The 24,868-nt window shown below is 62.2% G+C and carries 26 protein-coding genes; 21 read left to right on the plus strand and 5 right to left on the minus strand.

Annotated elements, in window-relative coordinates; translation table 11 throughout:
* Window positions 1-59: 59 nt before the first annotated feature.
* On the plus strand, window positions 60-743 hold the full coding sequence (locus tag ABIT12_RS08635) for a GntR family transcriptional regulator (protein ID WP_348042539.1): 684 nt from the start codon (window positions 60-62) through the stop codon (window positions 741-743).
* Between the two features lie 6 nt (window positions 744-749).
* Here the strand turns inward: ABIT12_RS08635 and ABIT12_RS08640 are convergent, their stop codons facing one another.
* A complete protein-coding gene (locus ABIT12_RS08640) occupies window positions 750-1,175 on the minus strand; it encodes an Lrp/AsnC family transcriptional regulator (protein ID WP_348063328.1) in 426 nt (141 codons plus the stop codon).
* A 132-nt stretch (window positions 1,176-1,307) separates the two neighbouring features.
* Between ABIT12_RS08640 and ABIT12_RS08645 the strand changes: the two genes are divergently transcribed.
* From ABIT12_RS08645 to ABIT12_RS08655, 3 genes are all read left to right on the plus strand, one after another.
* The gene (locus tag ABIT12_RS08645) at window positions 1,308-2,354 is read left to right on the plus strand and encodes an ornithine cyclodeaminase (RefSeq protein ID WP_348042541.1); all 1,047 of its coding nucleotides are present in this window, start codon (window positions 1,308-1,310) and stop codon (window positions 2,352-2,354) included.
* A gap of 66 nt (window positions 2,355-2,420) precedes the next feature.
* Complete coding sequence (locus ABIT12_RS08650; protein WP_348042542.1) at window positions 2,421-3,125, plus strand: DUF1045 domain-containing protein; 705 nt, start codon at window positions 2,421-2,423, stop codon at window positions 3,123-3,125.
* A 3-nt stretch (window positions 3,126-3,128) separates the two neighbouring features.
* A complete protein-coding gene (locus ABIT12_RS08655) occupies window positions 3,129-4,274 on the plus strand; it encodes an alpha-D-ribose 1-methylphosphonate 5-triphosphate diphosphatase (protein ID WP_348042543.1) in 1,146 nt (381 codons plus the stop codon).
* Here ABIT12_RS08655 and phnF read toward each other — a convergent pair.
* Window positions 4,271-5,008: a phosphonate metabolism transcriptional regulator PhnF gene (gene phnF / locus ABIT12_RS08660; RefSeq protein WP_348042544.1), complete on the minus strand. Its 738-nt coding sequence runs from the start codon at window positions 5,006-5,008 to the stop codon at window positions 4,271-4,273. The two genes, ABIT12_RS08655 and phnF, sit on opposite strands and share 4 nt — an antisense overlap.
* A 77-nt stretch (window positions 5,009-5,085) precedes the next feature.
* Here phnF and phnG point away from each other — a divergent pair, with 77 nt between their 5' ends.
* The 17 genes from phnG (at window position 5,086) to ABIT12_RS08745 (ending at window position 21,245) form a co-directional block, all read left to right on the plus strand.
* A complete protein-coding gene (gene phnG / locus ABIT12_RS08665; protein WP_348042545.1) occupies window positions 5,086-5,541 on the plus strand; it encodes a phosphonate C-P lyase system protein PhnG in 456 nt (151 codons plus the stop codon).
* Window positions 5,541-6,140: a phosphonate C-P lyase system protein PhnH gene (phnH, locus tag ABIT12_RS08670; protein ID WP_348042546.1), complete on the plus strand. Its 600-nt coding sequence runs from the start codon at window positions 5,541-5,543 to the stop codon at window positions 6,138-6,140. Before phnG ends, phnH begins: the two co-directional genes overlap by 1 nt.
* The gene (locus tag ABIT12_RS08675; protein WP_348042547.1) at window positions 6,140-7,222 is read left to right on the plus strand and encodes a carbon-phosphorus lyase complex subunit PhnI; all 1,083 of its coding nucleotides are present in this window, start codon (window positions 6,140-6,142) and stop codon (window positions 7,220-7,222) included. The genes phnH and ABIT12_RS08675 overlap by 1 nt, the downstream gene beginning before the upstream one ends.
* 169 nt (window positions 7,223-7,391) lie before the next feature.
* Entirely contained in the window at window positions 7,392-8,273 is an 882-nt protein-coding gene (locus ABIT12_RS08680) for an alpha-D-ribose 1-methylphosphonate 5-phosphate C-P-lyase PhnJ (protein ID WP_348042548.1), read from the plus strand.
* On the plus strand, window positions 8,270-9,046 hold the full coding sequence (phnK, locus tag ABIT12_RS08685; protein WP_348042549.1) for a phosphonate C-P lyase system protein PhnK: 777 nt from the start codon (window positions 8,270-8,272) through the stop codon (window positions 9,044-9,046). Before ABIT12_RS08680 ends, phnK begins: the two co-directional genes overlap by 4 nt.
* A 175-nt stretch (window positions 9,047-9,221) precedes the next feature.
* Entirely contained in the window at window positions 9,222-9,923 is a 702-nt protein-coding gene (gene phnL, locus ABIT12_RS08690) for a phosphonate C-P lyase system protein PhnL (protein ID WP_348042550.1), read from the plus strand.
* A complete protein-coding gene (locus ABIT12_RS08695) occupies window positions 9,920-10,534 on the plus strand; it encodes a DapH/DapD/GlmU-related protein (RefSeq protein ID WP_348042551.1) in 615 nt (204 codons plus the stop codon). The genes phnL and ABIT12_RS08695 overlap by 4 nt, the downstream gene beginning before the upstream one ends.
* Before the next feature lie 295 nt (window positions 10,535-10,829).
* The gene (gene phnC / locus ABIT12_RS08700; RefSeq protein WP_348042552.1) at window positions 10,830-11,651 is read left to right on the plus strand and encodes a phosphonate ABC transporter ATP-binding protein; all 822 of its coding nucleotides are present in this window, start codon (window positions 10,830-10,832) and stop codon (window positions 11,649-11,651) included.
* A gap of 82 nt (window positions 11,652-11,733) precedes the next feature.
* Complete coding sequence (gene phnD, locus ABIT12_RS08705; RefSeq protein ID WP_348042553.1) at window positions 11,734-12,648, plus strand: phosphonate ABC transporter substrate-binding protein; 915 nt, start codon at window positions 11,734-11,736, stop codon at window positions 12,646-12,648.
* Between the two features lie 229 nt (window positions 12,649-12,877).
* The gene (gene phnE, locus ABIT12_RS08710; RefSeq protein ID WP_348042554.1) at window positions 12,878-13,831 is read left to right on the plus strand and encodes a phosphonate ABC transporter, permease protein PhnE; all 954 of its coding nucleotides are present in this window, start codon (window positions 12,878-12,880) and stop codon (window positions 13,829-13,831) included.
* A 4-nt stretch (window positions 13,832-13,835) separates the two neighbouring features.
* A complete protein-coding gene (phnE, locus tag ABIT12_RS08715; protein WP_348042555.1) occupies window positions 13,836-15,167 on the plus strand; it encodes a phosphonate ABC transporter, permease protein PhnE in 1,332 nt (443 codons plus the stop codon).
* 62 nt (window positions 15,168-15,229) lie between these two features.
* Complete coding sequence (locus ABIT12_RS08720) at window positions 15,230-15,466, plus strand: hypothetical protein (RefSeq protein ID WP_348042556.1); 237 nt, start codon at window positions 15,230-15,232, stop codon at window positions 15,464-15,466.
* Window positions 15,467-15,755: 289 nt separating this feature from the next.
* Window positions 15,756-17,102 carry an extracellular solute-binding protein gene (locus ABIT12_RS08725; RefSeq protein ID WP_348042557.1) on the plus strand — a complete coding sequence of 449 codons (1,347 nt, stop codon included), beginning with the start codon at window positions 15,756-15,758 and terminating at the stop codon, window positions 17,100-17,102.
* Window positions 17,103-17,363: 261 nt separating this feature from the next.
* Entirely contained in the window at window positions 17,364-18,248 is an 885-nt protein-coding gene (locus ABIT12_RS08730; RefSeq protein WP_348042558.1) for an ABC transporter permease subunit, read from the plus strand.
* Between the two features lie 9 nt (window positions 18,249-18,257).
* Window positions 18,258-19,175, plus strand: a complete 918-nt coding sequence (locus tag ABIT12_RS08735; protein WP_348042559.1) for an ABC transporter permease subunit — start codon at window positions 18,258-18,260, stop codon at window positions 19,173-19,175.
* Between the two features lie 11 nt (window positions 19,176-19,186).
* Window positions 19,187-20,314 carry a sn-glycerol-3-phosphate ABC transporter ATP-binding protein UgpC gene (locus ABIT12_RS08740; protein WP_348042560.1) on the plus strand — a complete coding sequence of 376 codons (1,128 nt, stop codon included), beginning with the start codon at window positions 19,187-19,189 and terminating at the stop codon, window positions 20,312-20,314.
* A 16-nt stretch (window positions 20,315-20,330) separates the two neighbouring features.
* A complete protein-coding gene (locus tag ABIT12_RS08745) occupies window positions 20,331-21,245 on the plus strand; it encodes a TIM barrel protein (protein ID WP_348042561.1) in 915 nt (304 codons plus the stop codon).
* A 92-nt stretch (window positions 21,246-21,337) separates the two neighbouring features.
* Here the strand turns inward: ABIT12_RS08745 and ABIT12_RS08750 are convergent, their stop codons facing one another.
* The 3 genes from ABIT12_RS08750 to ABIT12_RS08760 form a co-directional block, all read right to left on the minus strand.
* Window positions 21,338-22,498 carry an acyltransferase gene (locus tag ABIT12_RS08750; RefSeq protein ID WP_348042562.1) on the minus strand — a complete coding sequence of 387 codons (1,161 nt, stop codon included), beginning with the start codon at window positions 22,496-22,498 and terminating at the stop codon, window positions 21,338-21,340.
* A gap of 259 nt (window positions 22,499-22,757) precedes the next feature.
* Window positions 22,758-23,840 carry a sn-glycerol-3-phosphate ABC transporter ATP-binding protein UgpC gene (locus tag ABIT12_RS08755; RefSeq protein ID WP_348042563.1) on the minus strand — a complete coding sequence of 361 codons (1,083 nt, stop codon included), beginning with the start codon at window positions 23,838-23,840 and terminating at the stop codon, window positions 22,758-22,760.
* Window positions 23,841-23,862: 22 nt separating this feature from the next.
* Window positions 23,863-24,855, minus strand: coding sequence for a hypothetical protein (locus tag ABIT12_RS08760; protein ID WP_348042564.1), 993 nt, complete (start codon window positions 24,853-24,855; stop codon window positions 23,863-23,865).
* Window positions 24,856-24,868 lie beyond the last annotated feature (13 nt).

Genomic DNA, 24,868 nt, shown 5'->3' on the forward strand with positions numbered 1-24,868 from the left:
TTGATTGTATGGTAGTGTATGGTGGTTGGCCGCTGCGTGTCAACGCGATGGATCAAGCCATGAATGTTCAGCCACAAATCCCCAAAGCCGACGGCAGCGCCACCGACCTGGTCGAACGCGGGCTGCGTAAGGCAATCATCGAACTTGAGCTGGGGCCGGGCAGCAAGCTCTCCGAACAGGAGATCGCCAACCGGCTCGGGGTCTCGCGCCAGCCGGTCCGCGAAGCCCTGATCCGTCTGGCCAATTCGCGGCTGATCGAAATCCGTCCCAATCGCGGCACGGTGGTGGTGCGCATCTCGGCCAAGGAAATGACCGAGGCGCTGTTCGTGCGCCTGTCAGTGGAACTGGCGGTGGTCGAACGGGCCGTGGAAAACTTCGATCCCTGGCAGCGCAAGCGCATCGACGCCTTGATTGGAAAGCAGAAAGAGGCTGCCAACGCGCTCGATCACGCCGCGTTCCGCGAGCACGACGAGGCGTTTCATATCGCGCTGGCTCAGGGCGCCGGCGTCGGTATCGCCTGGATCGCCATCGCCGACATGAAGTCACATATGGACCGGGTCTGTAACCTGACGCTGCAAACCGAAAGCGACATGCTGCGCCGGGTCAAGGAGCACCGTGCCATCATGGAGGCCATCGACAATGGCGAGCGCAAGTCTGCCCGCAAGGCAATGACCGCCCATCTGGAAAGCATTCTCGATGCCATGCCGGCTTTAGAGGCAAGCTATCCGCACCTGTTCGGCTGAGGTGGCCTAAACCGAACTCAGCAAAATGCTGGTCTCGCTGTTGAGCACCCCATCGGTCTCGCGCACGTCCCGCAGAACCCGGTCAAAATCCGCCAGCGTCGCAGCGCGGATTTCGGCGATCAGGTCCCAGGCCCCATTGGTGGAGTGCAGCGAATACAGCTCCGGAATACCGCGCAGGCTCTTGATCAGGTTGGTGGTCGACTTGCCGGTGACCTCGATCGACATGATGGCGCGGATCATGTCGGCTTCCTGGTCCTGATGTACCCGCACCGTAAACCCCAGCACTGCCCCCGATTCAATCAGGCGGTCCAGCCGCGATTGCACCGTGGCGCGCGACACCGACAGGATTTCCGCAATCTTGGACAGTGGCGCCCGCCCGTCCTTGCGCAGGATGGAGAGCAGCGAGCGATCGAGATCATCAAAGATGTGCATTGTAAAATTGTACATCAGAGCTAGGCATTTTGCCAAGTTCCGATCAATTATGTGCGCTAGATCGGCATATTTTAAGGCAGGGCGCCCCGGTATGATGGCTTATATCCTGAAAGCCAACCCGCGGTGCGCCAAATGGTCCAGTTCACAGACGTCAAGAATGTTGTCGATCTCGTCGCGGAAATCGGCATCGATGAGGTGTTTGTCGGTCTCGCTCAATATATCGAGGACGACTTCCGCCGCTGGCTGGACTTTGAAAAAGTGCCGCGCATCGCCAGCCACTCCGGCGCTGGCGTCATCGAGCTGATGCCCGCCAGCGATGGCGAGCACTACGGCTTCAAATATGTCAACGGCCACCCCAGCAACACCAGCGAAGGCCTGCAGACGGTCACTGCCTTTGGCGTGCTCTCGGACGTGCGCACCGGCTATCCGCTGTTCCTGTCGGAAATGACCATCACCACGGCACTGCGCACCGCCGCAACGTCGGCACTGGCTGCCCGCTATCTGGCCCGGTCGGATTCCAGGGTGATGGCGATTATCGGCCTTGGCGCCCAGTCCGAGTTCCAGGCGCTGGCCTTCCGCGCCCTGCTCGGCATTCAGTCGCTGCAAGTCTATGACATCGACCCGGCCGCCGAAGCCAAATTCCTTGCCAATCTGAGCGGGTTGGGTTTCACCATTGTCGCTTGCCGCAGTGCGGCCGAGGCAGTGCTGGGCGCTGATATCATTACCACGATAACCGCCGACAAGCTCAAGGCCACCATCCTCTCCGACAACATGATCGGCGCCGGCGTTCATATCAACGGCGTCGGCGGCGATTGCCCTGGCAAGACCGAATTGCAGCGCGACATCCTGCTGCGCGCCGACGTGTTCGTGGAATACACTCCGCAGACCCGCATCGAAGGCGAAATCCAGCAGATGCCGGCCGATTTTCCGGTCACCGAACTCTGGCAGGTGATGACCGGCCAGGTCGATGGTCGCCGCTCGGCAGATCAGATCACCTTGTTCGACAGCGTCGGCTTTGCCACCGAGGATTTCTCGGCGCTGCGCTATCTGCGCGATCATGTGCAGGGCACCCGGCATTATTCGGAACTGAACCTGCTGGCCGAACCACAGGATCCGCGCAATCTATTCGGCGTGCTGCGCCGTCCGGTCGTGGCTCCCATGCTGATGGGTGCGGCGTGAGCCGGCGATTTCGCGCCACTGTCACATAAATCGGATAGCGCCTGCTGACCTGCTCAAGGATCGGCGATGCGCTGCGCGATTTGTTTCATACCCCCGGCCGACGATGTGCTGACCATCGCAGCGGGCCGCTGGCTGCGCCGCGATCCCTATTCCGGCGCGCGGATTGCCCATATGGTGGAGGGGCTGGCGGAAAAGGACCACGCCTTCCTCACCGCCGCTCCCCGCCGTATCGGCTTTCACGGCTCGCTCAAGGCGTCGTTCCGGCTCGATCCGGAGCGCAGCATCGATGAGTTGGAACAGTTCCTTGCCAAATTCTGCCGTCGGGTGCCTCCGATCACCGTCGATCCGGTGCGGATTGCGCTGATCCATAATTTCTTCGCCCTGATCCCGGCGGCGCCAGCGCCCGAACTCAATGAACTGGCCGCCGATTTCGTCACCGTGTTCGACCAATTCCGCGCGCCGCTGACGGATCTGGATATGGCCCGGGGCGACATTGGCCGGCTGAGCGGTCGCCAGTTCAACAATCTGATGAGCTGGGGCCATCCCCATGTGCTCGACGAATTCCGCTTCCACATGGCCCTGAGCGGGCCAATCGATGAGCTGGAACGCGATTACGTCGCATTCGTGCTGCAGCGTCATTTCGGCGATCTGGCCACCGCGCCGCTCCAGCTTGGACAGGTTGCGCTGTTTGTTGAACCGGAGCCAAATGCGCCTTTCCTGATTCACTCGACCCATCAATTCACCGCCCATCATCAACGCAAGACTGCCTGATCCATGACCCGCTCCGTCCAAGAAACCGTGCTGACCAATGCCCGCATCGTGCTGGCCGATGAAATCATCCTCGGCTCCGTGCTGCTGCGCGACGGCAAGATCGCCGCCATCGACGGACCCTTTGCCGGGGGCGAGGATATGGAGGGCGACTACGTCATTCCCGGTCTGGTCGAACTGCACACCGATCACCTGGAAAACCACTATGCGCCGCGCCCTAAAGTGCGCTGGAACGCCATTGCGGCGGTGCAGGCCCACGATGCGCAGGTGGCGGCATCGGGCATTACCACGGTGTTCGATGCCCTGCGCGTCGGCTCCGATGAGCAGGCCGATATGGGCAGCGCCGAAATGACCGTTTTGGCCGACGCCATCAAGACTGCAAAGGCCGCTAACCGCCTGCGCGCCGACCACTTCATCCATTTGCGCTGCGAAGTTTCGGCGCCCGATTGCGGCATCAGCTTTGAGCGGTTGCAGGCCGATCCGCTGGTGCGACTGGCTTCGCTGATGGACCACGCGCCCAACCAGCGTCAGTTCGCCAGCTTCGAGGCGTACAGGATTTACTATCAGGGCAAGCTCAAGATGAGCGACGCGGCCCTCGCCGAGTTTTCGGCCCGCCGGATCCGCGAGAGCGAGACCTATTCGGCTCCGCATCGCGCCACGATCGCTCAATACTGCCGCGACAATGGCATCGTGCTGGCCAGCCACGACGATGCCACGCTGGGCCATGTCGATGAAGCCATTGCACAGGGCATCAACGTCGCCGAATTCCCCACCACCATGGAAGCGGCCAAGGCCTCCCATGATGCTGGCCTGGCGGTGCTGATGGGCGCGCCCAATGTGGTGCGCGGTTCGTCCCATTCGGGCAATATCTCGGCGCGGACGCTGGCCGAAGCGGGGCTGCTCGATATCCTGTCGTCCGATTATATCCCGTTCAGCCTGTTGCAGGCAGCGTTCTCGCTGGGCGATGCGGTTGACGGCATTTCGCTGCCGCGCGCCGTGCAGATGGTCTCCAAGCGCCCCGCCGATGCGGCAGGCTTGGATGATCGTGGCGAAATCGCCATCGGCAAGCGCGCCGATCTGGTGCGGGCGCGGGTGGACGATGGCATCCCGATCGTGCGCACCGTATGGCGCGAAGGCCAGCGCGTCATTTAGACCACCAACTCGAGCAGATCGGCCGGAAACCGGCTCAAACCATAGAGAATGGGCTTGCCGTCGGGGTCGATGTCGACAGCCTCCGACACCAGCAGGATGGCGCCCGGCGCCAGCTTGAGCATCGTGGTTTCCTCGGCATTGGCGTGGCGCGCCGAAATTTTGGTGCTGGCGCGGGAATAGTCGGCAATGCCCAGTTCGCGGAACGTCGCCGTCACCGAATGGCTGGCGGCAAAGCGTTCGGCAAAGTCGGGGAAGTCGCGAAAGGCGATCCAGGCGGTGGCCCGCGACACCGGGCGGCCGTCGGCGGTGGACAGGGTTTCGAGCCGGCTCACTTTGGCGCCGATCTTGATCGCTAGCGCTGCCGCACAAGCAGCCGAGGCATTTTCGAGATGTTGCGACAGCAGTGCGCTGCGCAATTCATCGGCTTGTCCGGCCAGATTTTCCGAAAACCGGGTGCGCTTGCCGATCTTGTAGCTGAGGCGCCGCGCCTGATCGACAAAGCTGCCGCGACCCTGTTCGGTCTTGACCACACCTTCGGCCTGCAGCGCCGCCAGTGCCCGCCGCACGGTATGGCGATTGGCGCTAAACCGTTCCGCAAGCTCACTTTCCGGCGGCAATCGGTCGCCCTGCGCCAGCTTGCCGCCGACGATATCGAGACGGATGGCATCGGCGATACGGCGCCAGATGGCGACGCCGCTGAGATGGCTTTCGGGTGTGGTGAGGTTTTTTGTCATTGCAAATTCACATCAGAAGCCTAAGACGGAAATCAGGATATAAGTTGTCTATTTTATTAGACAAGTTGAGGCAAGCGATGATTGCACAGGTTGCTGACACTACCGAACCACGGCGGCTGGCGCTGACCGCGCTGGCGGCGGCCCCATCGGGCGCGCTGAACACCGCCTGGGCCGAGTGGGCCGACAAGCCGGAGTTTCGCGCGGTGCGCGGCCCGGAAACCGGGCTGGTGATGATGCGTGGTCGCGCCGGTGGCGGCGGGGCGCCGTTCAATCTGGGCGAGGCAACGGTCAGCCGCGCCACGATCAAGCTCGAAACCGGCGAGATCGGCCATGGCTATTGCCTTGGCCGCGATCTGGAAAAGGCCCGGCTGATCGCCGTATTCGATGCGCTGTTCCAGCGCGATCCCCAGCGGGTCGAGACCCAACTGCTGGTGCCGCTGCGCACGATTGCCACCGCACATGACCTCAAAAAGCGCGAAGAAACCGCCGCGACCAAGGTCGACTTCTTCACCATGGTGCGGGGAGACAATTGATGGAAACACTGGTTCTCGATGGCGGCTTTGCCGATCCCGTCATGCAGTCGCAGGGCGCCTTTCGCGCTTTGATGAACGCGCTGGCCAATCCCGGGACCGTGCAGGCGTTCGATGCTGGTCTGCTGCCGCCCAGCCCGCTGACTGCCGAATTGGCCGCAGCGGCCCTGACCCTGTGCGATCACGACACCCAATTGTATCTGGCGCCTCACCTCGCCACCGACGCCGTTATCGGCTGGTTGCGGTTTCACAGCGGCGCACCGCTGACTGAACGCCCGGAACTGGCGCAGTTTGCTTTGCTCGATGCGGCCACAGCCGTCTCCTTTTCGGCCTTTGCCCAAGGCAGCGATCTCTATCCGGATCGCTCGACCACTCTGGTGCTGGCGCTGCCATCATTGACCGGGGGCGCTGTGTTGACGCTCCGGGGACCCGGCGTGGATGGACAGATCACAATAGCACCGCTCGGGCTGCCCGAGGATTTCCTGGCCCAATGGACTGACAATGCGGGCCAATTTCCGCGCGGTATCGACCTGTTGCTGGTTGCCGACGGGCAGGTGATCGGCCTGCCCCGGACCACCCGCATTTCACGGAAGGACGCGTAATGTACGTTGCCGTCAAAGGCGGAGAGGCCGCCATTGCCAATGCCCATGCCCTGCTGGCCGACCGGCGCCGGGGCGACCGTTCGGTGCCGGCGCTGGGAATTGAGCAGATCGTTCAACAGCTTGGCCTGGCGGTGGATCGCTGCATGGCCGAAGGTTCGCTGTATGACAAGGAACTGGCAGCGCTGGCGATCATCCAGTCGCGCGGGGATCTGATCGAGGCGATCTTTCTGGTCCGCGCCTTCCGCACCACGCTGCCGCGCTTTGGCTATTCCAACCCGATCGACACGGCTAACATGCTGATCGAACGGCGGGTTTCGGCAACCTTCAAGGACCTGCCAGGTGGCCAATTGCTGGGCCCGACCTTCGATTATACCCATCGCCTGCTCGACCCGGCAGTGGCCGAAGGCGCCGATGTTGCGGCTCCAACCACACGACAGAGCGCTAACATCGCCGCCCCTCGCGTTACCACTTTGCTAGCATCCGAGGGACTGATCGAGCCAGATGGTGACGCATCGGCGCAGGATATTGGCGACCTGACGCGCGAACCTATGCAATTTCCGCTGGGCCGCGATGTGCGGCTGCAGGCCCTGGCGCGCGGAGACGAGGGGTTCCTGCTGGGGCTGGCCTATTCCACCCAGCGTGGCTTTGGCCGCTCGCATCCGTTTGTCGGGGAAATCCGCATCGGCGAAGTCGAGGTCGAACTCGATATTCCAGAGCTTGGTTTTGCCGTCAGCCTCGGGCGGGTCAAGGTCACCGAATGCCAGATGGTCAACCAGTTCAAGGGCTCGGCAAAACTGCCACCGCAGTTCACCCGTGGCTACGGGCTGGTGTTCGGCCAATCGGAGCGCAAGGCGATGTCGATGTCGCTGTGCGACCGGGCGCTGCGGGCCCGCGAATTCGGCGACGATATCGTGGCGCCGGCGCAGGACGAGGAGTTTGTGATTTCGCACCTCGATAATGTGCAGTCCACCGGCTTTGTCGAGCATTTGAAGTTGCCGCATTATGTGGATTTCCAGGCTGAGCTGGATCTGGTGCGCCGGATGCGGGCGGAGCAGGACGCGGTCCGGGAGGCGGCGGAGTGACGGGTACTCTGCAAGATCGTGGCTCTCGTCACCCCTCCCTTGCCCTCCCCATCAAGGGGAGGGTGAACCCGGTGGGTGTGGCGGCATTCTGCCAGAAACGCGATGTCACCCTCCCCCTTGCGGGGAGGGCCAGGGAGGGGGTTGCCTCCGCACATATGGAGCCAGTCGCATGACCCTGATCCCCAGCTACAACTTTGCCTATCTCGACGAGCAGACCAAGCGGATGATCCGCCGGGCGATCCTCAAGGCCATTGCCATTCCGGGCTATCAGGTGCCGTTTGCCAGCCGCGAAATGCCGATGCCTTATGGCTGGGGCACCGGCGGGGTGCAGGTCACGGCCTCGATCATTGGGCCGGACGACGTGCTCAAGGTGATCGACCAGGGCGCCGACGACACCACCAATGCGGTGTCGATCCGGGCGTTCTTCGCCAAGGTGGCCGATGTGGCGACCACTACAAAAACCGGCGAGGCCACGATCATCCAGACCCGCCATCGCATCCCGGAAAAGCCGCTCGCGGCAGGGCAGGTGCTGGTCTATCAGGTGCCGATTCCCGAACCGTTGCGCTTTCTCGAACCGCGCGAAACCGAGACGCGCAAGATGCACGCGCTCGAGGAATACGGGCTGATGCATGTCAAGCTCTACGAAGATATCGCCCGGCACGGCGAGATCGCCACCACTTATGCCTATCCGGTCAAGGTGGAGGGGCGTTACGTCATGGACCCCTCGCCGACGCCCAAGTTCGACAATCCCAAGATGCACATGTCCAAAGCCCTGCAACTGTTCGGCGCCGGGCGCGAAATGCGCATCTATGCGGTGCCACCATACACCGAGGTCAAAAGCCTCGATTTTGAGGATCATCCGTTTCAAATCCAGGAATTCAAGGAGCCGTGCGCGCTCTGCGCGGCGACCGGGGTGTATCTCGACGAGGTCATCCTCGATGACCATGGCGGGCACATGTTCGTCTGCTCCGACACCGACAATTGCGAAGACCGCCGCGCCCATGGGCACCGTGGCGCGCTGAGCGGGGAAGCACTGGAGGCGGCGGAATGAGTGACGAACCCCTGCTCAAGGTCGAGAACCTGACCAAATACTATGGCACCCGCATGGGCTGCGTTGATGTGAGCTTCAAGCTGTGGCCCGGCGAAGTGCTGGCCATTGTCGGGGAAAGCGGCTCGGGCAAGACCACGCTGCTCAATTGCCTGTCGACCAATCTGGAGCCCAGCTCCGGCGTGGCCGAATACCGGATGCGCGACGCTGTCTGGCGCAATCTTTATGAGTTGAGCGAAGCCGAGCGGCGCTTCCTGATGCGGACGGACTGGGGCTTTGTCCACCAGAACCCGGCGGACGGGTTGCGGATGACCGTATCGGCCGGCGCCAATGTCGGTGAACGGCTGATGGCAGTGGGCGACCGGCACTATGGCCACATCCGCTCGACCGCGCTCGATTGGCTCGGGCGTGTCGAAATCGCCGCCGACCGGATTGATGATCAACCGCGTTCATTCTCGGGCGGCATGCGCCAGCGCCTGCAGATTGCCCGCAATCTGGTGACCGGCCCACGGCTGGTGTTCATGGATGAGCCGACCGGCGGTCTCGACGTTTCGGTGCAGGCGCGGCTGCTCGACCTGCTGCGTGGCCTCGTGGGTGAACTGGGGCTGGCGGCGGTGATCGTGACCCACGATCTGGCCGTGGCAAGGCTGCTCAGCCATCGGATGATGGTGATGAAGGACGGGCGGGTGATCGAGGCCGGACTGACCGACCGGGTGCTCGACGATCCGCGCGAGCCTTATACGCAGCTGCTCGTGTCCTCGATTTTGCAGGTGTGAGGATGGCACGAGCATCCCAACCCCTCACCCGTCTCGCGCTGCGCGCGATCCACCCTCTCCCTCAAGGGGCGAGGGGAGGTCCGGTGGTTGCCCTTCCACAGTGCCCCCCTTCTCCCCTTGAGGGAGAAGGTGCCCCGCAGGGGCGGATGAGGGGTCTCTTTCTCGGAGTTCACGTATGACCCCTCTCCTCGTCCAGGCCGTGTCGAAAACCTTCACCATGCATCTGCGCGATGGCGTGGTGCTGCCGGTGGTGCATGACGTCAATTTTGCCGTCGAGGCTAGCGAATGCGTCGTGCTGGGCGGGCCATCCGGGGCGGGCAAAAGCTCGATCCTCAAGATGGTCTATGGCAATTACGGCGTCGATGCAGGGCAGATCCTGTTGGCCCATGGCGGCGAACAGGTCGATCTGGCAACGGCTGATCCGCGCGAGGTCTTGACCTTGCGGCGCGATACCATCGCCTATGTCAGCCAGTTCCTGCGCACCGTGCCGCGGGTTTCGGCGCTCGACGTGGTGGCCGAACCGCTGGTCATTCGCGGCGTCAACAAGGCCGAGGCGCAGGAGCGCGCCAAGGCGTTGCTGGCTCGGCTCAACCTGCCGGAACGGCTGTGGTCGCTGCCGCCGGCGACGTTTTCAGGCGGCGAACAGCAGCGGGTCAATATCGCACGCGGCTTCATCACCGATCACACGGTGCTGCTGCTCGATGAGCCGACAGCCTCGCTCGACGCCACCAACCGCGCCGTGGTGGTCGAGATGATCGCGCAGAAGAAGGCGGCGGGGACGGCGCTGCTCGGCATTTTCCACGACGAGGATGTGCGCAGCCAGGTCGCCGACCGGATTGTTGACGTCACCGGCTTTGCCCCCAGGATCGCGGCATGACCCGGCTGTCCGAAGCCCCGTTCGTCCACCCGACGGCCGAGGTGAAAAACGCCACTTTGGGCCGCTACACCGAAGTCGGCGCCGGCTGTCACATCGCCAATTCCACGCTGGGGGACTATTCGTACTGCGTCGAAAACACCCAGATCGCCTATGCGACGATCGGCAAGTTTGCCAATATCGCGGCGCATGTGCGGATTTACGCCTCGATGCACCCGATGCAGCATGCGTCGCTGCATCATTTCACCTATCGCTCGTCGTGGTATTTCGAGGGCGAGGTGGACAATGCCGAGTTCTTCGACTGGCGCGCCGAACAGCGCATCCATATCGGCCACGATACCTGGATCGGCCATGGTGCGGTGGTAATGCCCGGGGTGCGGATCGGCAATGGGGCGGTTATTGGCTCCAATGCGGTGGTGACCAGGGACGTGGCGGACTTTGCCATCGCCGTTGGCGTGCCGGCCCGCACCATCAAGCAGCGGTTTTCCGACGTTGTCGCCGCGCGGGTGGATGCGCTGGCGTGGTGGGACTGGAGCCATGAGCGGCTTCACGCTGGGCTCAAGGACTTCCGGACGCTGCCGATCGAGGCGTTTCTGGAGAAATACGAGGGGTAGGCTCCCAGACCCGACAAAACTACCTGTTTCCTTCTCCCCTTGCGGGAGAAGGTGCCCGAAGGGCGGATGAGGGGTCTCTTGCTTAACGCGATATTTGCGGAAGCAACCCCTCACCCTGACTTTTCGCTGAACGCGAAAAGTCTGTCCCTCTCCCGCAAGGGGCGAGGGTGAGGACTGATGGTCTGGTGCGTGGACCGTCCGCCCCCCATCGTCACCAATCCGTCACCGAACTGACATTGCAGGTTTATGCGCAGGACATAGGCATTCCGCTCGGTTGCATGACCGGAGAATACGTATGCTCAAGATTTCCAGGGTCTCACGACGGTTCGGCTCCAAGACCGCCGTCGAAAATATCGATCTGGAAATTCCAGACGGGCAGATGGTTGGCATTATCGGTCGCTCCGGCGCCGGTAAATCGACGCTGTTGCGCATGATCAACCGGCTGGCAGATGTGTCGGACGGCTTTATCGAATATGGCGGCGTGCGCGTTTCGGCGGTCAAGGGCCAGGCGCTGCGCAGCTGGCAGCGCGATTGCGCCATGATCTTCCAGCAGTTCAATCTGGTGCCGCGCCTTGATGTTTTGACCAATGTGCTGCTCGGGCGCCTCAATGGCCGCTCCACGCTGTCGAGCGTGCTCAACATGTTTTCCCACGCCGAACGGCGCGATGCGCTGCTGGCGCTGGACCGGCTCGATATCGCCCAGACCGCGCTGCAGCGCGCCGGCACCTTGTCGGGTGGGCAACAGCAGCGCGTGGCCATCGCCCGCGCCTTGATGCAAGGCCCCAAGCTGGTGCTGGCCGACGAGCCGATCGCTTCGCTCGATCCGCGCAATGCCCAGATCGTCATGGATAGCCTGCGCGATATCAATCGCCAGCAGGGCCTGACGGTGATCACCAACCTGCACACGCTCGATACCGCCCGCGCCTATTGCAGCCGCATCATTGGCATGGCCGCCGGCAGGGTGGTGTTCGACGGCCGCCCCGAACAGCTCACCGAAGCTGCCGCCCGCGAAATCTACGGCGCCGACGGCATGAAGGAAGCCTTTTCCGAAGCCATCACCTCCACATCCATGCCGGGCCAGCGCGCCCGCGTTCCGGCCCTTGAGGGCGCGGTCTGACCGCTGCTCCGGCCTTTCCCCCATTCGGCGGCCGCTCGGCTGCCCGAATTGTCACGATGACATGCAATCAGGAGACCCTCGCATGCTCAAGACCATTCTGCTCACCACCGTTGCCCTCGTCGCTCTCGGCGCCGGCTCGGTCGCCACCTATGCCCAGGACATCAAGGAACTGCGCATCGGCATCCTCGGCGGCGAAAACGAAGCCGACCGCCTGCGCAACTACTCTTGCCTGGCCGACCACCTCAAGGCCGATCTCGGCTTCGACAAGGTGTCGCTGTTCCCCGCTGCTGACTATGACGGCGTGATCCAGGGCCTGCTGGGCGGTACTCTGGACGTCGCCGAACTGGGCGCTTCCGGCTATGCCAAGGTGTTTATCAAGGACCCCAAGGTTGTCACCCCGATCCTGACCACCAAGCAGACCGATGGCTCGACCGGTTACTACTCGATCGGCCTGGCGCTCAAGTCTTCCGGCATCACCGATATCATGTCCGCCAAGGGCAAGAAGCTGGGCTATGCAGACCCGGATTCGACCTCGGGCTACCTGATCCCGCTGACCCAGATCCCAACCACCACCGGCATGCCAAACGACAAGTTCTTCGCCTCGGCTGATTTCAACGGCGGCCACGAAAACAACCTGCTCGCCGTGATCGACGGCAAGTCGGACGTATCGGTGGACGATTCGTCGGGTATCGGCGATTTCGCTGACGGCTTCACTTCGGGTACCTTCCACAAGCTGGTTGCCAAGGGCGCTGTCGATCCCGCAGATCTGGTCGAAGTGTGGCGCTCGCCGCTGATCCCGAACGGCCCAGTGGTGGTGCGTACCGCTCTCGGCGATGAATGGATCAAGAAGCTCACCGATTTCTACACCGCCCTGCCCACCAAGGACGCAGCATGCTTCTCGGCTGTCGAAGGCGGCGATTTCACCGACTACGTCCCGGTAAAGCCAGAATTCTACAACGCCATCATCGAAGCCCGTAAGGCTGCGATCGGCGGCTGATCTCTGATCGATAGCCTGCTGGACCGCGATTGTTCAGTCGACACCCTCCCCCTGTGGGGAGGGATCAAGGGTGGGGGTGGGTAAGCCCGGATATAGGGGCCCCGCACACCCCCTCCCAGCCTCCCCCATCAAGGGGGAGGTGCCGTCCGGTGGGTGGGCTGGATCGAGCAACGTCGAAGGCCGCTGAAAAAACCGGCCTGCCCCGCCCCAAGTCTATTCAGGATTGCCGATGACCCTAGCCACTGAACCGTCCGAAGCCGTGCGCACTGTCGATCTCGCCTGGCGGCAATTGGCCGGGCAGCGGCGGCTGTATTCCATCCTGGGCTTTGGCGGGCTGGCGCTGGCGCTGGTGGCGTCGCTATGGTTTGCCGACGAAAGCAATGCCGGCCACTTCTGGGACCGGCTGCCGCATCTGTTTGATTTTTTGAGCTGGCTCATTCCGCACGACTGGAACGACGTCTGGCGCGCGCTGCTCGATCTGCCCTCGCCCGCCGATAACGGCACCCAGGAATTCAACTTCCCGGTCGGCAAGGTGGAGATCGGCGGCGGCTTCTACATCCCCGAATATTTTTACCTGATGCTGATCACCATCAATGTGGCGCTGGTCTCCACCATCATCGGCTTCACCGGCGGGCTGGCGCTGTGCTTTTTTGCCGCCCGCAACCTGATGCCCTATGCGCCAGTGCGGTTTTTCGTCCGCCGCACCATGGAAATCCTGCGGGCTTTCCCCGAAATCGTCATTGCCGGGCTGTTTGCCGCGGTGCTGTCGATCGGGCCGGTCGCGGCCATGGTCGCAGTGGGGCTGCACACCATCGGGGCGCTGGGAAAGCTGTATTTCGAAGTCATCGAAAATATCGACATGAAGCCCGATGAGGGCATTCGCGCCGTCGGCGGCAACTGGATCGAGCGGGTGCGGTTCGGTGCGCTGCCGCAGGTGCTGCCCAATTTCGTCAGCTATGCCATGCTGCGGCTCGAAATCAACGTGCGCGCCTCTACCATTATCGGCGCAGTGGGCGGCGGCGGCATCGGCGAAGAGCTCAAGCTCTCGATCTCGCGCGGCTTTGGCGCCAAGACCGTGGCGCTGATCGCGCTGCTGCTGACCACCATCATCATCGTTGACCAGATTTCGGCCCATATCCGCCGGCGCCTGATCGGCGACGCCGCCTTCCTCGTACACGGGTGACCCCATGACCGATATGAGCGTGAGCCTGGAACAGCGCTTTCCCGCCGTGTTCCACCAATCCCCGGTCAAACGCTTTGCTCCATTGATCGGGGTGATCGCGGTCGCGGTCTATCTGGTTTATGCGGTGTGGTTTTTCGGCCTGCCCACGGTGTTGGGTGCGGCCAAGTGGGATCGGTTGGGCGATTATACCCAGCAGTGGATCGCTTATGACGTGTCGGCCGAATTCCGCCTCGACCAGAGCCCGCCGGTAGCAAAATTCCCGCGCTTTTCGGTGCTGGGCAATAATCCCCGTCCCGAATGGATCAAGACCGGCGCCGATGGCTCGACCACGCTCGAACTGTCCGGTGCCGATCACTCGGTGACCTTTACCGCGACGCAGGCAACCATCCGTCACGGTAGCGATAGCGTGGTGGTCGATCTGAGCGGCACCGATGCAGTGTTCGTCACCCAACCGGTGCCGGATTGGGTGACCCTCAAGTCCGGCCAGGTGATCGCCGATTTCGGTTTTTCCGGCGATATCCGCGTCAATCATGATCGGGTGAAGTTCCGCAAGCGCACGCTGGGCTGGCCCAATTTCATCTTCGATCCCAATTCGCCGTTCTTCGGTAAATCCGTCGGAGAAGTGACCGCACTGCTGGTCTCGGGTCCAGATCTGGTGCCGGGCACCTCCAACCTGGCTTTGGCCTTCGATAATTTCTGGAACAATGCGCAGTGGCAGCATGGCGACGTGCTGATCAAGCTGCTGCAGACCATTGTCATGGCCTTTGCCGGCACCCTGATCGGGGCGATGGTGGCGTTTCCGCTGGCCTTCCTTGCGGCGCGCAACATCACGGCCAATGGCGCGCTCAATCAGGGCTTCAAGCGGTTGTTCGATTTCCTGCGCTCGGTCGACATGCTGATCTGGGCGCTGTTTTTCACCCGCGCCTTCGGGCCTGGCCCGCTGGCTGGCATCGGCGCGATTGCCTTCACCGAAACCGGCACTTTGGGCAAGCTCTATGCCGAAGGGCTGGAAAATATCGACGACAAGCAGCGCGAGGGTATTCAGTCGACCGGCGCCAGTCCGATGCTGGTGCAGCGCTATGGCGTGGTGCCGCAGGTGCTGCCGGTCATGGTCAGCCAGACGCTCTATCAATGGGAATCCAACACCCGCTCGGCCAGCATTATCGGCGCGGTCGGAGCCGGCGGCATCGGGCTCAAGCTGTGGGAGGCGATGCGCACCAATTCCAACTGGAGCAATGTGTTTTACATGGTGCTGCTGATGCTGGCGGTGGTGTTCATTTTCGACAATCTGTCCAATGCCCTGCGCACGCGGCTGATCGGGCAGCGGATGCACTAGCGTTTAAATGACTAGATTATGACAGTGGCCTGTGACTTTCGTATGCCAAACACGGAGTCGACATGCCCAATTCAGACAAAAAAGATACGCTCGAAACCACGCTGCTCAAGCTGGCTACCCCCAATGTCTCGCCCAAGGAAATGCTGCGGCAGGCCAAAAAGCTGCATCCCAAGGCGTCCAAGAAGGACATCATCCGGGCAGCGTTCTCGTCCCTGATCCACACCGCCGATCAGGACGTGGAAAAGAGCCAGGCCTTGCAGAATTTTGCGCTGAGCGAACGCGGTTCAGTGAGCGAATAAGCGAGGCCAGTGGGAGCGGAAGCGACCCCCTCCCTTCCCTCCCCGCAAGGGGGAGGGTGATTGCGGTGGGTTGGCCCATGATGCACTAGGCCCAAGATTGCGGGCATTGAGTCATGGTAACAGGAGGCCCCGGAGGCCGACATTTTCGGCACCGGCTGCTGCAGCCACTGACACGCGATCATCATTGAACTGTCACGCCGCATTCATCGCTCTGAAATCTGAGCGTCACTGACCCCCGATAGGACTGCGCCGCACGAAAGCGATCGGCACCCTATTCGGAGAGACCTCGATGACACGCAATTGGCTGCTAACCGCAGCAATCTCGGCAGGCGCTGTGGCGCTGGCCAGCGCGCCGGCTTTGGCCGCGCCCACCAAGTTCGAATTCTGGTACGGCCTGTCTGGCGACCTCAGCGAGCGCGTTCAGGAAATGTGCGGCGACTTCAACAAGTCGCAGGCTGATTACGAAATCGTCTGCACCAGCCAGGACGATTACGACACCAACCTGCAAAACACCATTGCCGCGTACCGCGCCAACAAGCAGCCCACCATCGCCCAGATCCACGATGCCGGCACGCTCGACCTGATGCTGTCGGGCGCCTACATGCCCGTCGGCCAGCTGATGAAGGAAAACGGCTACGATATCGACTGGACCAATTATTTCTCCGGTATCGCCAGCTATTTCTCCACCTCCAAGGGTGAACTGCTGTCGATGCCGTTCAACTCCTCGACGGCAATGATCTATTACAACACCGACGCACTGGCCAAGGTTGGCTTTACCGGCGTGCCCCAGACCTGGGAAGAAGTCGAAGACGTTGCGACCAAGATGAAGGCCGCCGGCTATGATTGCCCGGTCGCCTTCGATCCGACCGGCGGCGTCTGGCAGTGGTTCGAGCAGTTCTCGGCTATCCACAACCAGCCCATCGCCACCGAAGGCAATGGTTTTGGCGGCCTCGATGCGGAACTCGTCTTCAACAAGGGCAAGTTCGTCGATCAGCTGACCTGGATCAAGAAGATGTATGACGCCGGCCTGTTCGTGAACAAATCCAAGGCTTCTGGCGAAACCGCCAATGACGCCTTCGAACATGGCCACTGCCAGATCACCTCGTCCTCGGTTGCCGATCACGGCACCTTCTCCAAGCTGGCCGACCCCACCGTGCATTGGCAAGTTGCCATGCTGCCCGTCTGGGCTGGCACCGAGCGCAAGAATTCGCTCGTCGGTGGCGCTTCGCTGTGGACCCTCAAGGGCAAGACTGCCGAAGAATACAAGGGCGCCGCTGCGTTCTTTGCCTTCCTCGCTACGCCAAAACAGGCCGAATGGTGGTCGACCGTGACCGGCTACATCCCAGTCACCAATACCGGCTTTGAAGCCATGAAGGCCAAGGGCTTCTACGACGCAGCCCCCTACAAGGGCCGTGAACTGGCGATCCAGAGCCTGACCTTCACCCCGCCGACCGAAAACACCCGCGGCATTCGCCTGGGCAACTACGTGCAGATCCGCAAGGAAGTTGGCGACGCCATCGCTTCCGTGCTGTTCGACAACGTACCGGTTCAGCAGGCTCTCGATACCGCTGTCGAACATGGCAATGCCGTGCTGCGCAAGTTCGAAAAGACCTACCAGGGCGTCGCTCTGCCTTGATCTGCGACTGAACTGGCCCCGCCTGCCCGGCGGCACCTCCCCCTTGACGGGGGAGGTTGGGAGGGGGTGCGAGAGCCCGGATATATGGGCTTTCCCACCCCCTCCCACAGCCCTTCGCGCGTAGCGCTACGGGCGTTCTTCGCCGCCAAGGTCCACCGGACCTTGGCAAGGTGGCTCATCACTCCTTCCCCGCAAGGGGGAGGGTGTCGACTGATTGATCTCGGCAGCAAAATTTCTGAAGACGCCCAAGGACAACCGCCAATGGAACGCCGCGCCTTTTACCGCAAGACCAGCCTGCCCTGGCTGCTGCTGGCCCCGCAATTGCTGTTGATCCTGGTCTTTTTCTACTGGCCGACGACGCAGGCGCTGTATTGGGCGTTCACGCTGGAACAACCCTGGGGCGGCGGCAATAGCTGGGCTGGCTGGGACAATTTCATCTCGGTGTTCCAGGACAACCGCTACTGGTCCACGGTGATCCGCAGCGCGTTTTATGCGATAACCGCCACCGCGCTGTCCATGGCTGCCGCGCTGACCCTGGCGCTGTTCGCCGACCGGGCGCTCAAGGGCACCAAGCTGTTTCAGGGCATTTTCATCTGGCCCTATGCCATTGCTGCCCCCGCCGCCGGCGTCGCCTTCCGCTTCATGTTTTCGCCCGAGGCCGGGCTGATCGGGGCGGTCAACCAGATCTGGCCTGGCATCTGGGACCCCTCGACCAATGGCTTTCAGGCCCTGGGCATGGTCATCGTCTGCCACGCCTGGCTCGGCATCGGCTACAATTTCGTGTTCTTTCTCGCCGCGCTGCAAGGCATTCCGCGCTCGCTCAACGAAGCCGGGGCCATGGACGGGGCACGCCCGTTCCGCCGCATGCTCGACCTGCAATTGCCGCTGATCGCGCCGACGACGTTCTTCCTGTTCATCATCAACATTATCTCGAGCTTCACCGACAGCTTCGGGCTGATCGACACCATGACCGAGGGCGGCCCGATCGGGGCCACCAATGTGATGGTCTACAAGATCTATTTCGATGGTTTCAAAGGCCTCGATTACTCGGGCGCCGCCGCCCAATCGATCGTGCTCATGCTCATCGTCATCGTCCTGACGTTCATCCAGTTCAGATGGGTCGAACGCAAGATTCACTATAACTGAGGTCCGGCCATGATCGAACGCTCCCGTACCTTCGATATCATTACCTATTGCGTCATGGCCATCGGCCTTGTCGTCGTCATTGCCCCGTTCTGGGTGGTGTTCGTCGCCGGCTCGCAATCGCTGCAGGAAGTCTCGCGCGTGCCGATCAGCCTGTGGCCGAGCGGGCATCTGTTTGAAAACATTTCTGCCGCCTGGACCCGCACGGACCTGGGGCCAAAGCTGGTCAATTCGCTGATCGTGGCTTTGGGCGTTACCACCGGCAAGATCGTACTGGCGGCACTCTCGGCCTTTGCCATCGTGTTCTTCAGCTTTCGGGGCCGGATGCTGAGCTTCTGGCTGATCTTCGTGACGCTGATGCTGCCGCTCGAAGTGCGGATCGTGCCGACCTATTCGGTGGCGGCCAATGCGCTGGGGCCATTCCAGTCGCTGCTTGATATGACCGGCCTTACCGGCCTGATCCAGTCGCTGACCGGCATCCAGATTGCCATGAGCTGGAACCTGCTCAATTCCTATCCCGGCATGATCCTGCCGCTGATCGCCACGGCGACCGGCACGTTCCTCTATCGCCAGTTCTTCATGACCATTCCCGACGAGCTGGTCGAAGCCTCCAAGATGGATGGCTCGGGGCCGATGCGGTTTTTCTTTGAAGTACTGATCCCCCTGAGCCGCACCAATATGCTGGCGCTAGCCACCATCATGTTCGTCTATTCCTGGAACCAGTATCTGTGGCCGCTGCTGATCACCACCGACCGCAAGAACTATGGCACCGCGGTGATGCAGCTCAAGGCGCTGATCCCGGCGCAGAACGGCACGCCGGACTGGAACGTCACCATGGCGGGCGCCCTCATCATCATGCTGCCACCGCTCCTCGTCGTTGCCTTCATGCAGCGCTGGTTCGTGCGCGGCCTCATCTCCTCGGACAAGTGAGCCCAATGTTTATGTCAGCCATCACCCTCAAATCGGTCAAGAAGCGCTACCAGAAATCGCTGGTGGTGCATGGCGTTGACGTCACCATCGAACAGGGTGAGTTCGTCGTCATCCTCGGGCCATCGGGTTGCGGCAAGTCTACGCTGCTGCGCATGATTGCGGGTCTGGAAGAGATTTCCGAGGGCGAAATCCTGATCGGCGGCAAGGTGGTCAATGACCTGGAGCCGCGCGAACGCGGCTGCGCCATGGTATTTCAGAACTACGCGCTGTATCCGCACATGACCGTGGCCGGCAATATCGGCTACGCGCTTAAGGTCGCCGGCATGAAGCGCGTCCAGCGCGACGCCAAGGTTTTGGCCGTGGCCACCTCGGTGGGCCTTGAAACCTTCCTCGATCGTCGTCCGGGGCAATTGTCCGGCGGCCAGCGCCAGCGCGTTGCTATGGCCCGCGCCATGGTGCGGGAACCCAAGGTGTTCCTGTTCGACGAACCATTCTCCAACCTTGATGCCAAGCTGCGCGTGGCGATGCGCTCCGAAGTGCGCCGCCTGCACCGCGATCTCGGCGTCACCTCGGTCTTCGTTACCCATGACCAGACCGAAGCCATGACCCTGGCCGACCGGCTGATCATCATGAATGCCGGCAAGGTCGAGCAGGTCGGCACCCCGTCCGAAGTCTATCACCGCCCCGCTAGCCGTTTCGTCGCCGATTTCATCGGCTCGCCGGCGATGAACCTGATCGAGGGCGTGTTCGATGCCCATGGGTTCTTCAACTATGGCAAGGATGGCCGCCTGCCGGTCGATCTGGGCAGCCGCATGGCCGGCCGCAAGGTGAGCCTGGGCGTGCGTCCCGAAGCGGTGCGCCGCGCTCAACCGGGCACGTCCGGAGCAATCGCTGCTACCGTTGATTATGTCGAGGAACTGGGCGCATCGCGGCTGATCTATGCCAGCAATAATGGCCATCAGATCATCGCCGTGGACACCAGTTCGGCCACCATCCCGACAGGCAGCCAGCTCCATTTCACCTTTGCCGAACAGGACATGCACCTGTTTGCCGCCGAAGACGGTCGCCGCATCGACACCGGCATTGCCGATCCGCGCCGCTCCAGTTCGCCTGCCAATGATCTGACCATCAAAGCCTGACCCTAGGGAGACAAACATGAGCAATATCGTTGCCACCGGCTTCAATTCCGGCTCGCTCGATGGAGAGCTGGAAAGCCTTGAACTGGACCTGCGTCGTCTCGCCGATATCGGCGTCGATACCGTCGAGATCGCCCTGACCACAATGGATCTGATCTCGGGCGGTCGCATCATCGAAGAGCGCGCCGCGCGATTGGTCGCACTGACCGACCAGTTCGATTTCCGCTACACCGTGCACGGCCTGGTCTCGTCCAACTTCATGGACCCAGCCACCGTGCGCCATCAGGTGGCGGCCGCCAAGGCGCTGGTCGAACTGTGCGATCGCATTGATTCCCGCATCCTGGTGCAGCATGGCGGCAATATCCGCGCCGCTGAAATCAAGGACCGCGCCCATGCCGATATGGTCGAGCGTGAAGCGCTGACCGAGCTGGCCGAATTTGCCCGCCCCTATGGCGTCGGCATCGCGCTGGAAAACATCTTCACCACCGAGCCCGGCCAGTATCGCCAGACCCCGGCCGAAGTCGCCGCCACGGTCAAGGCGGTCAACCACCCCAATGTGGTGGCGCTGATCGATTTCTCCCATGCCTATATCGAATCGACCTATCGGGGCCTGGATTTCCGCGAGCAGCTGCGCGCCATGGCCCCGGTTGCCGGCCATCTGCACGTGCATGACAGCTTCGGCCTGCCGATTGCGCACTACCAGCCCTATCACCCGCAGGAGGCCACTGCGCTTGGCCTGGGCGATCTGCACATGCCGCTGGGCTGGGGCGATATCGACTGGGAAGACATCTTTGCCGAACTGCAGTTCCTGCCCGATACCGTGTTGATGATGGAAATCGGCCAGCGCTATCGCAGCGAACAGCCCGCCAGCCTGGAACGGGCTTATCGCCTGATCGAAATCAATGCCCGCAATGCGGCGATGGCGGCCGAGTAGGGTTTGCAAAGACTATCGCACAGCGATCAGGGCACAGCACAGTCCACCCACAGGACGGCACCTCCCCCTTGATGGGGAGGGTGTCGACTGCACTATCCGGGCAGACGCTGCGGCGCCGATAGCCGCTTGCGCAGCCACGACTGCGCCGGACGTTCGACCCAGTTATAGCTCAGGATCGAGAGGCCGATCAGCGCCGACAGATAGACCAGCAGACCCCACGGGGTCTGGATCGGCGCCAGCGGGAAGCCGAGCAGCAGCACCGCCACCGCCATCAGCAGTTGCAGCGGGAAGTGCCAGAGGTAAAGCGCATAGGTCAGATCGCCCAGCGGCGAGACCTTTTGCCAGAAGCGGGCGCCGCGCTCGTCATGCAACGCCAAGGCCAGCACCGAGAGTGGCACCAGCACCATCCGGAACGCCATTTCCATCCACCACCAGCCGCGCCCGTCGAACTGGTTGAGCCAATTGGCCACCGGATGGAATTTCAGTTCGAAAATCGAGAAGGCCCACAGCGCCACGGTCAGCCAGAACAGGGGCGTGACCCAGGTGGCAAGGCGCGGTTGGGCGCGCCACCAGCGCCAGGCCTGATAGACCAGCCCGCCGGCGAAAAAGCCGATAATGCCGCGCCCGGTCGCCCAATCGTGGAACAGCACGTAAACCCCGATGCCCACCGCGATCAGCAGCGGCAAGATCCAGTGCGGCTTGAGCAGGCGGCAATACAGGAAAAACAGCGCGTACAGGATGATCTCGACGCCGACCGACCATTCGGGGCCATTATAGGTCCAGCCATGCACGAAATATTGCAGGAAAAACAGGTTCCAGAGGAAGTTGGGCACGTTGGTGCCACCATAGATATAGCTCTTGAGCCCATGGCTCATCAGCGCGATCTGCAGCACGGCGATGATCAGCAGCGTCAGCAGGTGCAGCGGATAGAGCCGGGAAAACCGCGCTACCCAGAAGCTGCGCAGGCCGAGAGTTTTGTCTGCGATCGCCTGCCCATAGAGCCAGAAGAACACAAAGCCCGAGAGGGTGAAGAAGAACTCCACCGCCAGCCAGCCGGCATTGTAGAGCGGGAACAGCAGCCCATAAAACGGCTGGATCGTGCGATCTTTCAGTTCGCCGCCGCCGATGGCATAGACATGCTGCCAATGCCAGAACACCACGGCCAAAGCCGCCACGCCGCGCGCCGCATCGAGCGAATGCAGCCGCTTGGGCTCGGGCGGGGCCGCAGCCGGGGCGGAAAAAGGATTGGGCAAATGACAGCGTCCGTCGTTCGGGTGGAAAACCAGCTTATCCCCTAAATCCCCGACGCATCCAAGGGTTGCCTGCGGCAGTGCCCCCATTCGGCAAGTGCATTGCCGGGATGCTGGGTGGGTTTCACCAATATCATGGCTTGCCCACCCCCACCCTTGATCCCTCCCCGCAAGGGGGAGGGTGTCGACTTCAGAATTTGGGCAGGTGAACTTTACAGATGTGATAGCCCGCCCTTGGGGCGGGGAGCAGAGTGAGTTCGCCCTAGATAACCTGCTGATTGTTGCCTTCGGCGTTAAACAGCAGGGCCTTGTCGGGCGCGAAGCCGAGGGTCAGGGTTTCGCCCATGGCGGCGTTGCTTTCGCTGCCCAGCGCCGCGATCATGGTCTGGCCCGAGGGCAGCGTCAGGTTGACGATGGTTTCGTTGCCCAGCCGTTCTACCAGCACCACCTTGCCGGCGATTGCGCCGTCTGGTGCTGGCAGCAGGTGATGCGGGCGCAGGCCCAATGTTGCGGTATCGCCGCTCTTGAGGGCCTTGCCGTCGAGCGGCAGGGTGACCGGCGCCATCACCGCGGAATGCACGGTGACGCTGGTGGGCGAACTGGCCGCGACGGTGACCGGCAGCAGGTTCATCTTGGGGGCGCCGATGAAAGCGGCGACGAACAGGTTGGCCGGGTGGTGATAAAGATCGAGCGGGGTGCCGACCTGCTGCACCACGCCCTGATTGAGCACCACGATCTTGTCGGCCAGCGTCATCGCCTCGACCTGATCGTGGGTGACGTAGATCATGGTGGCGCCCAGGTCATTGTGCAGCTTGGCCAGCTCCACCCGCATGTCACCGCGCAACGCAGCGTCGAGATTGGACAGTGGTTCGTCAAACAGGAACACTTCGGGCTGGCGCACGATGGCGCGGCCGATGGCGACGCGCTGGCGCTGGCCGCCGGACAGCGCTGCCGGCTTGCGTTGCAACAGATGTTCCATCTGCAGGATGCGGGCCGCTTCGCGAATCTTGGCGTCGCGGATCGCTTCGGGGGTCTTGGCCAGCTTCAGGCCAAAACCGACATTGTCGTACACCGTCATATGCGGATAGAGCGCATAGGACTGGAACACCATGGCGACGCCCCGGTCGCGTGGCTGCACATCGTTGCACAGCTTGCCGCCGATCCGCAGCTCGCCGCTCGAAATGTCCTCAAGCCCGGCGATCATCCGCAGCAGGGTGGACTTGCCGCAGCCCGAGGGGCCGACAAAGACGACGAATTCGCCATGCTCGACCTTGAGATCGACGCCCTTGATGACGTCGACACTGCCAAAGCTCTTGTGCAGATTTTTGAGTTCAAGATTGGCCATGGTGGTTCTCGCAACGTGAGGGTTAAATCTTGGCGCCGGGCGCGACCTTGTCGATCTGCGCATGCAGCAGGCCTTCGGCATCGATGCTGACCGGGATCGGATCGGACACTTCGCCGACGAAATTGCCCTCGGCGTCATCGTGAATAAAGCCCATCAGCATCAGACCGGTGTCAGTCGGCACGACCTTGCCGGCATAGCGACTGCCATTGTGCCCTTCAAGGAACGGGCCGGGTGCTACCTGCCACGGACCGCGCGGATTGTCGGCCATCAGATAGTGGGTTCCCCGCGTCGGCTGTTCGGGATTGAAGCGCCGATAGGCCTCTGACCAGTGCGAGCCATCGGTGCAGAACAGCATGTACCATTGGCTGCCGACGTTAAAGACCTGCGGCACTTCCATCTGGCCGAACATGCCGCCGGCAAATACCGGTGGCTGGATGGTCCAGGTGTACAGATCTGGCGAGGTGGCAAAGCCGATCGAGCCGCCGGCATTGGGTTCGGCAATGCTGGGGACGCGGGCGGTGAAATACATCAGCCAGCCGTCGCCATCCGGATCCTTGATCACCCACGGATCGCGCATGGCGCGGTCATGCCAGTGGCCCGGGGTGTATTCCTCGTAATCGGGCCCGGAAATATCCAGCGCCAGCCCGCTGCCGACACGCTGCCAATGGTGCATGTCGGTGGAGGTGGCGTGGCCGATGCGCTGGTGCATGCCCGCCTGCTCGGTACTGGTGCCGGTGTAGAACAGATGCCAGAGGCCAGTGTCGTCCTTGAGCACCGAACCGGTCCATGTGGTCCAGCTGTCAAAGCCATTGCCCTTGGAGGGGGCAAAGGTGGTGCCCAGATGGGTCCAGTTCGACAGATCCTGGCTGATGGCGTGGCCCTGGGTCACGTTGCGGTGGCGCAGGTCGGGATCGCCGAGGCTCTTGTCGGCCTGCAGGAAATAGATGTGCCAATCCTGCCCGTCGCGGGCCAGCCAGAAGTCCCAGATCCATTTGTCTTTGAGTGCGAGTGCCACGGTAAACGTCTTT

Source organism: Devosia sp., from assembly GCF_039927955.1.
Classification (GTDB): Bacteria; Pseudomonadota; Alphaproteobacteria; order Rhizobiales; family Devosiaceae; genus Devosia.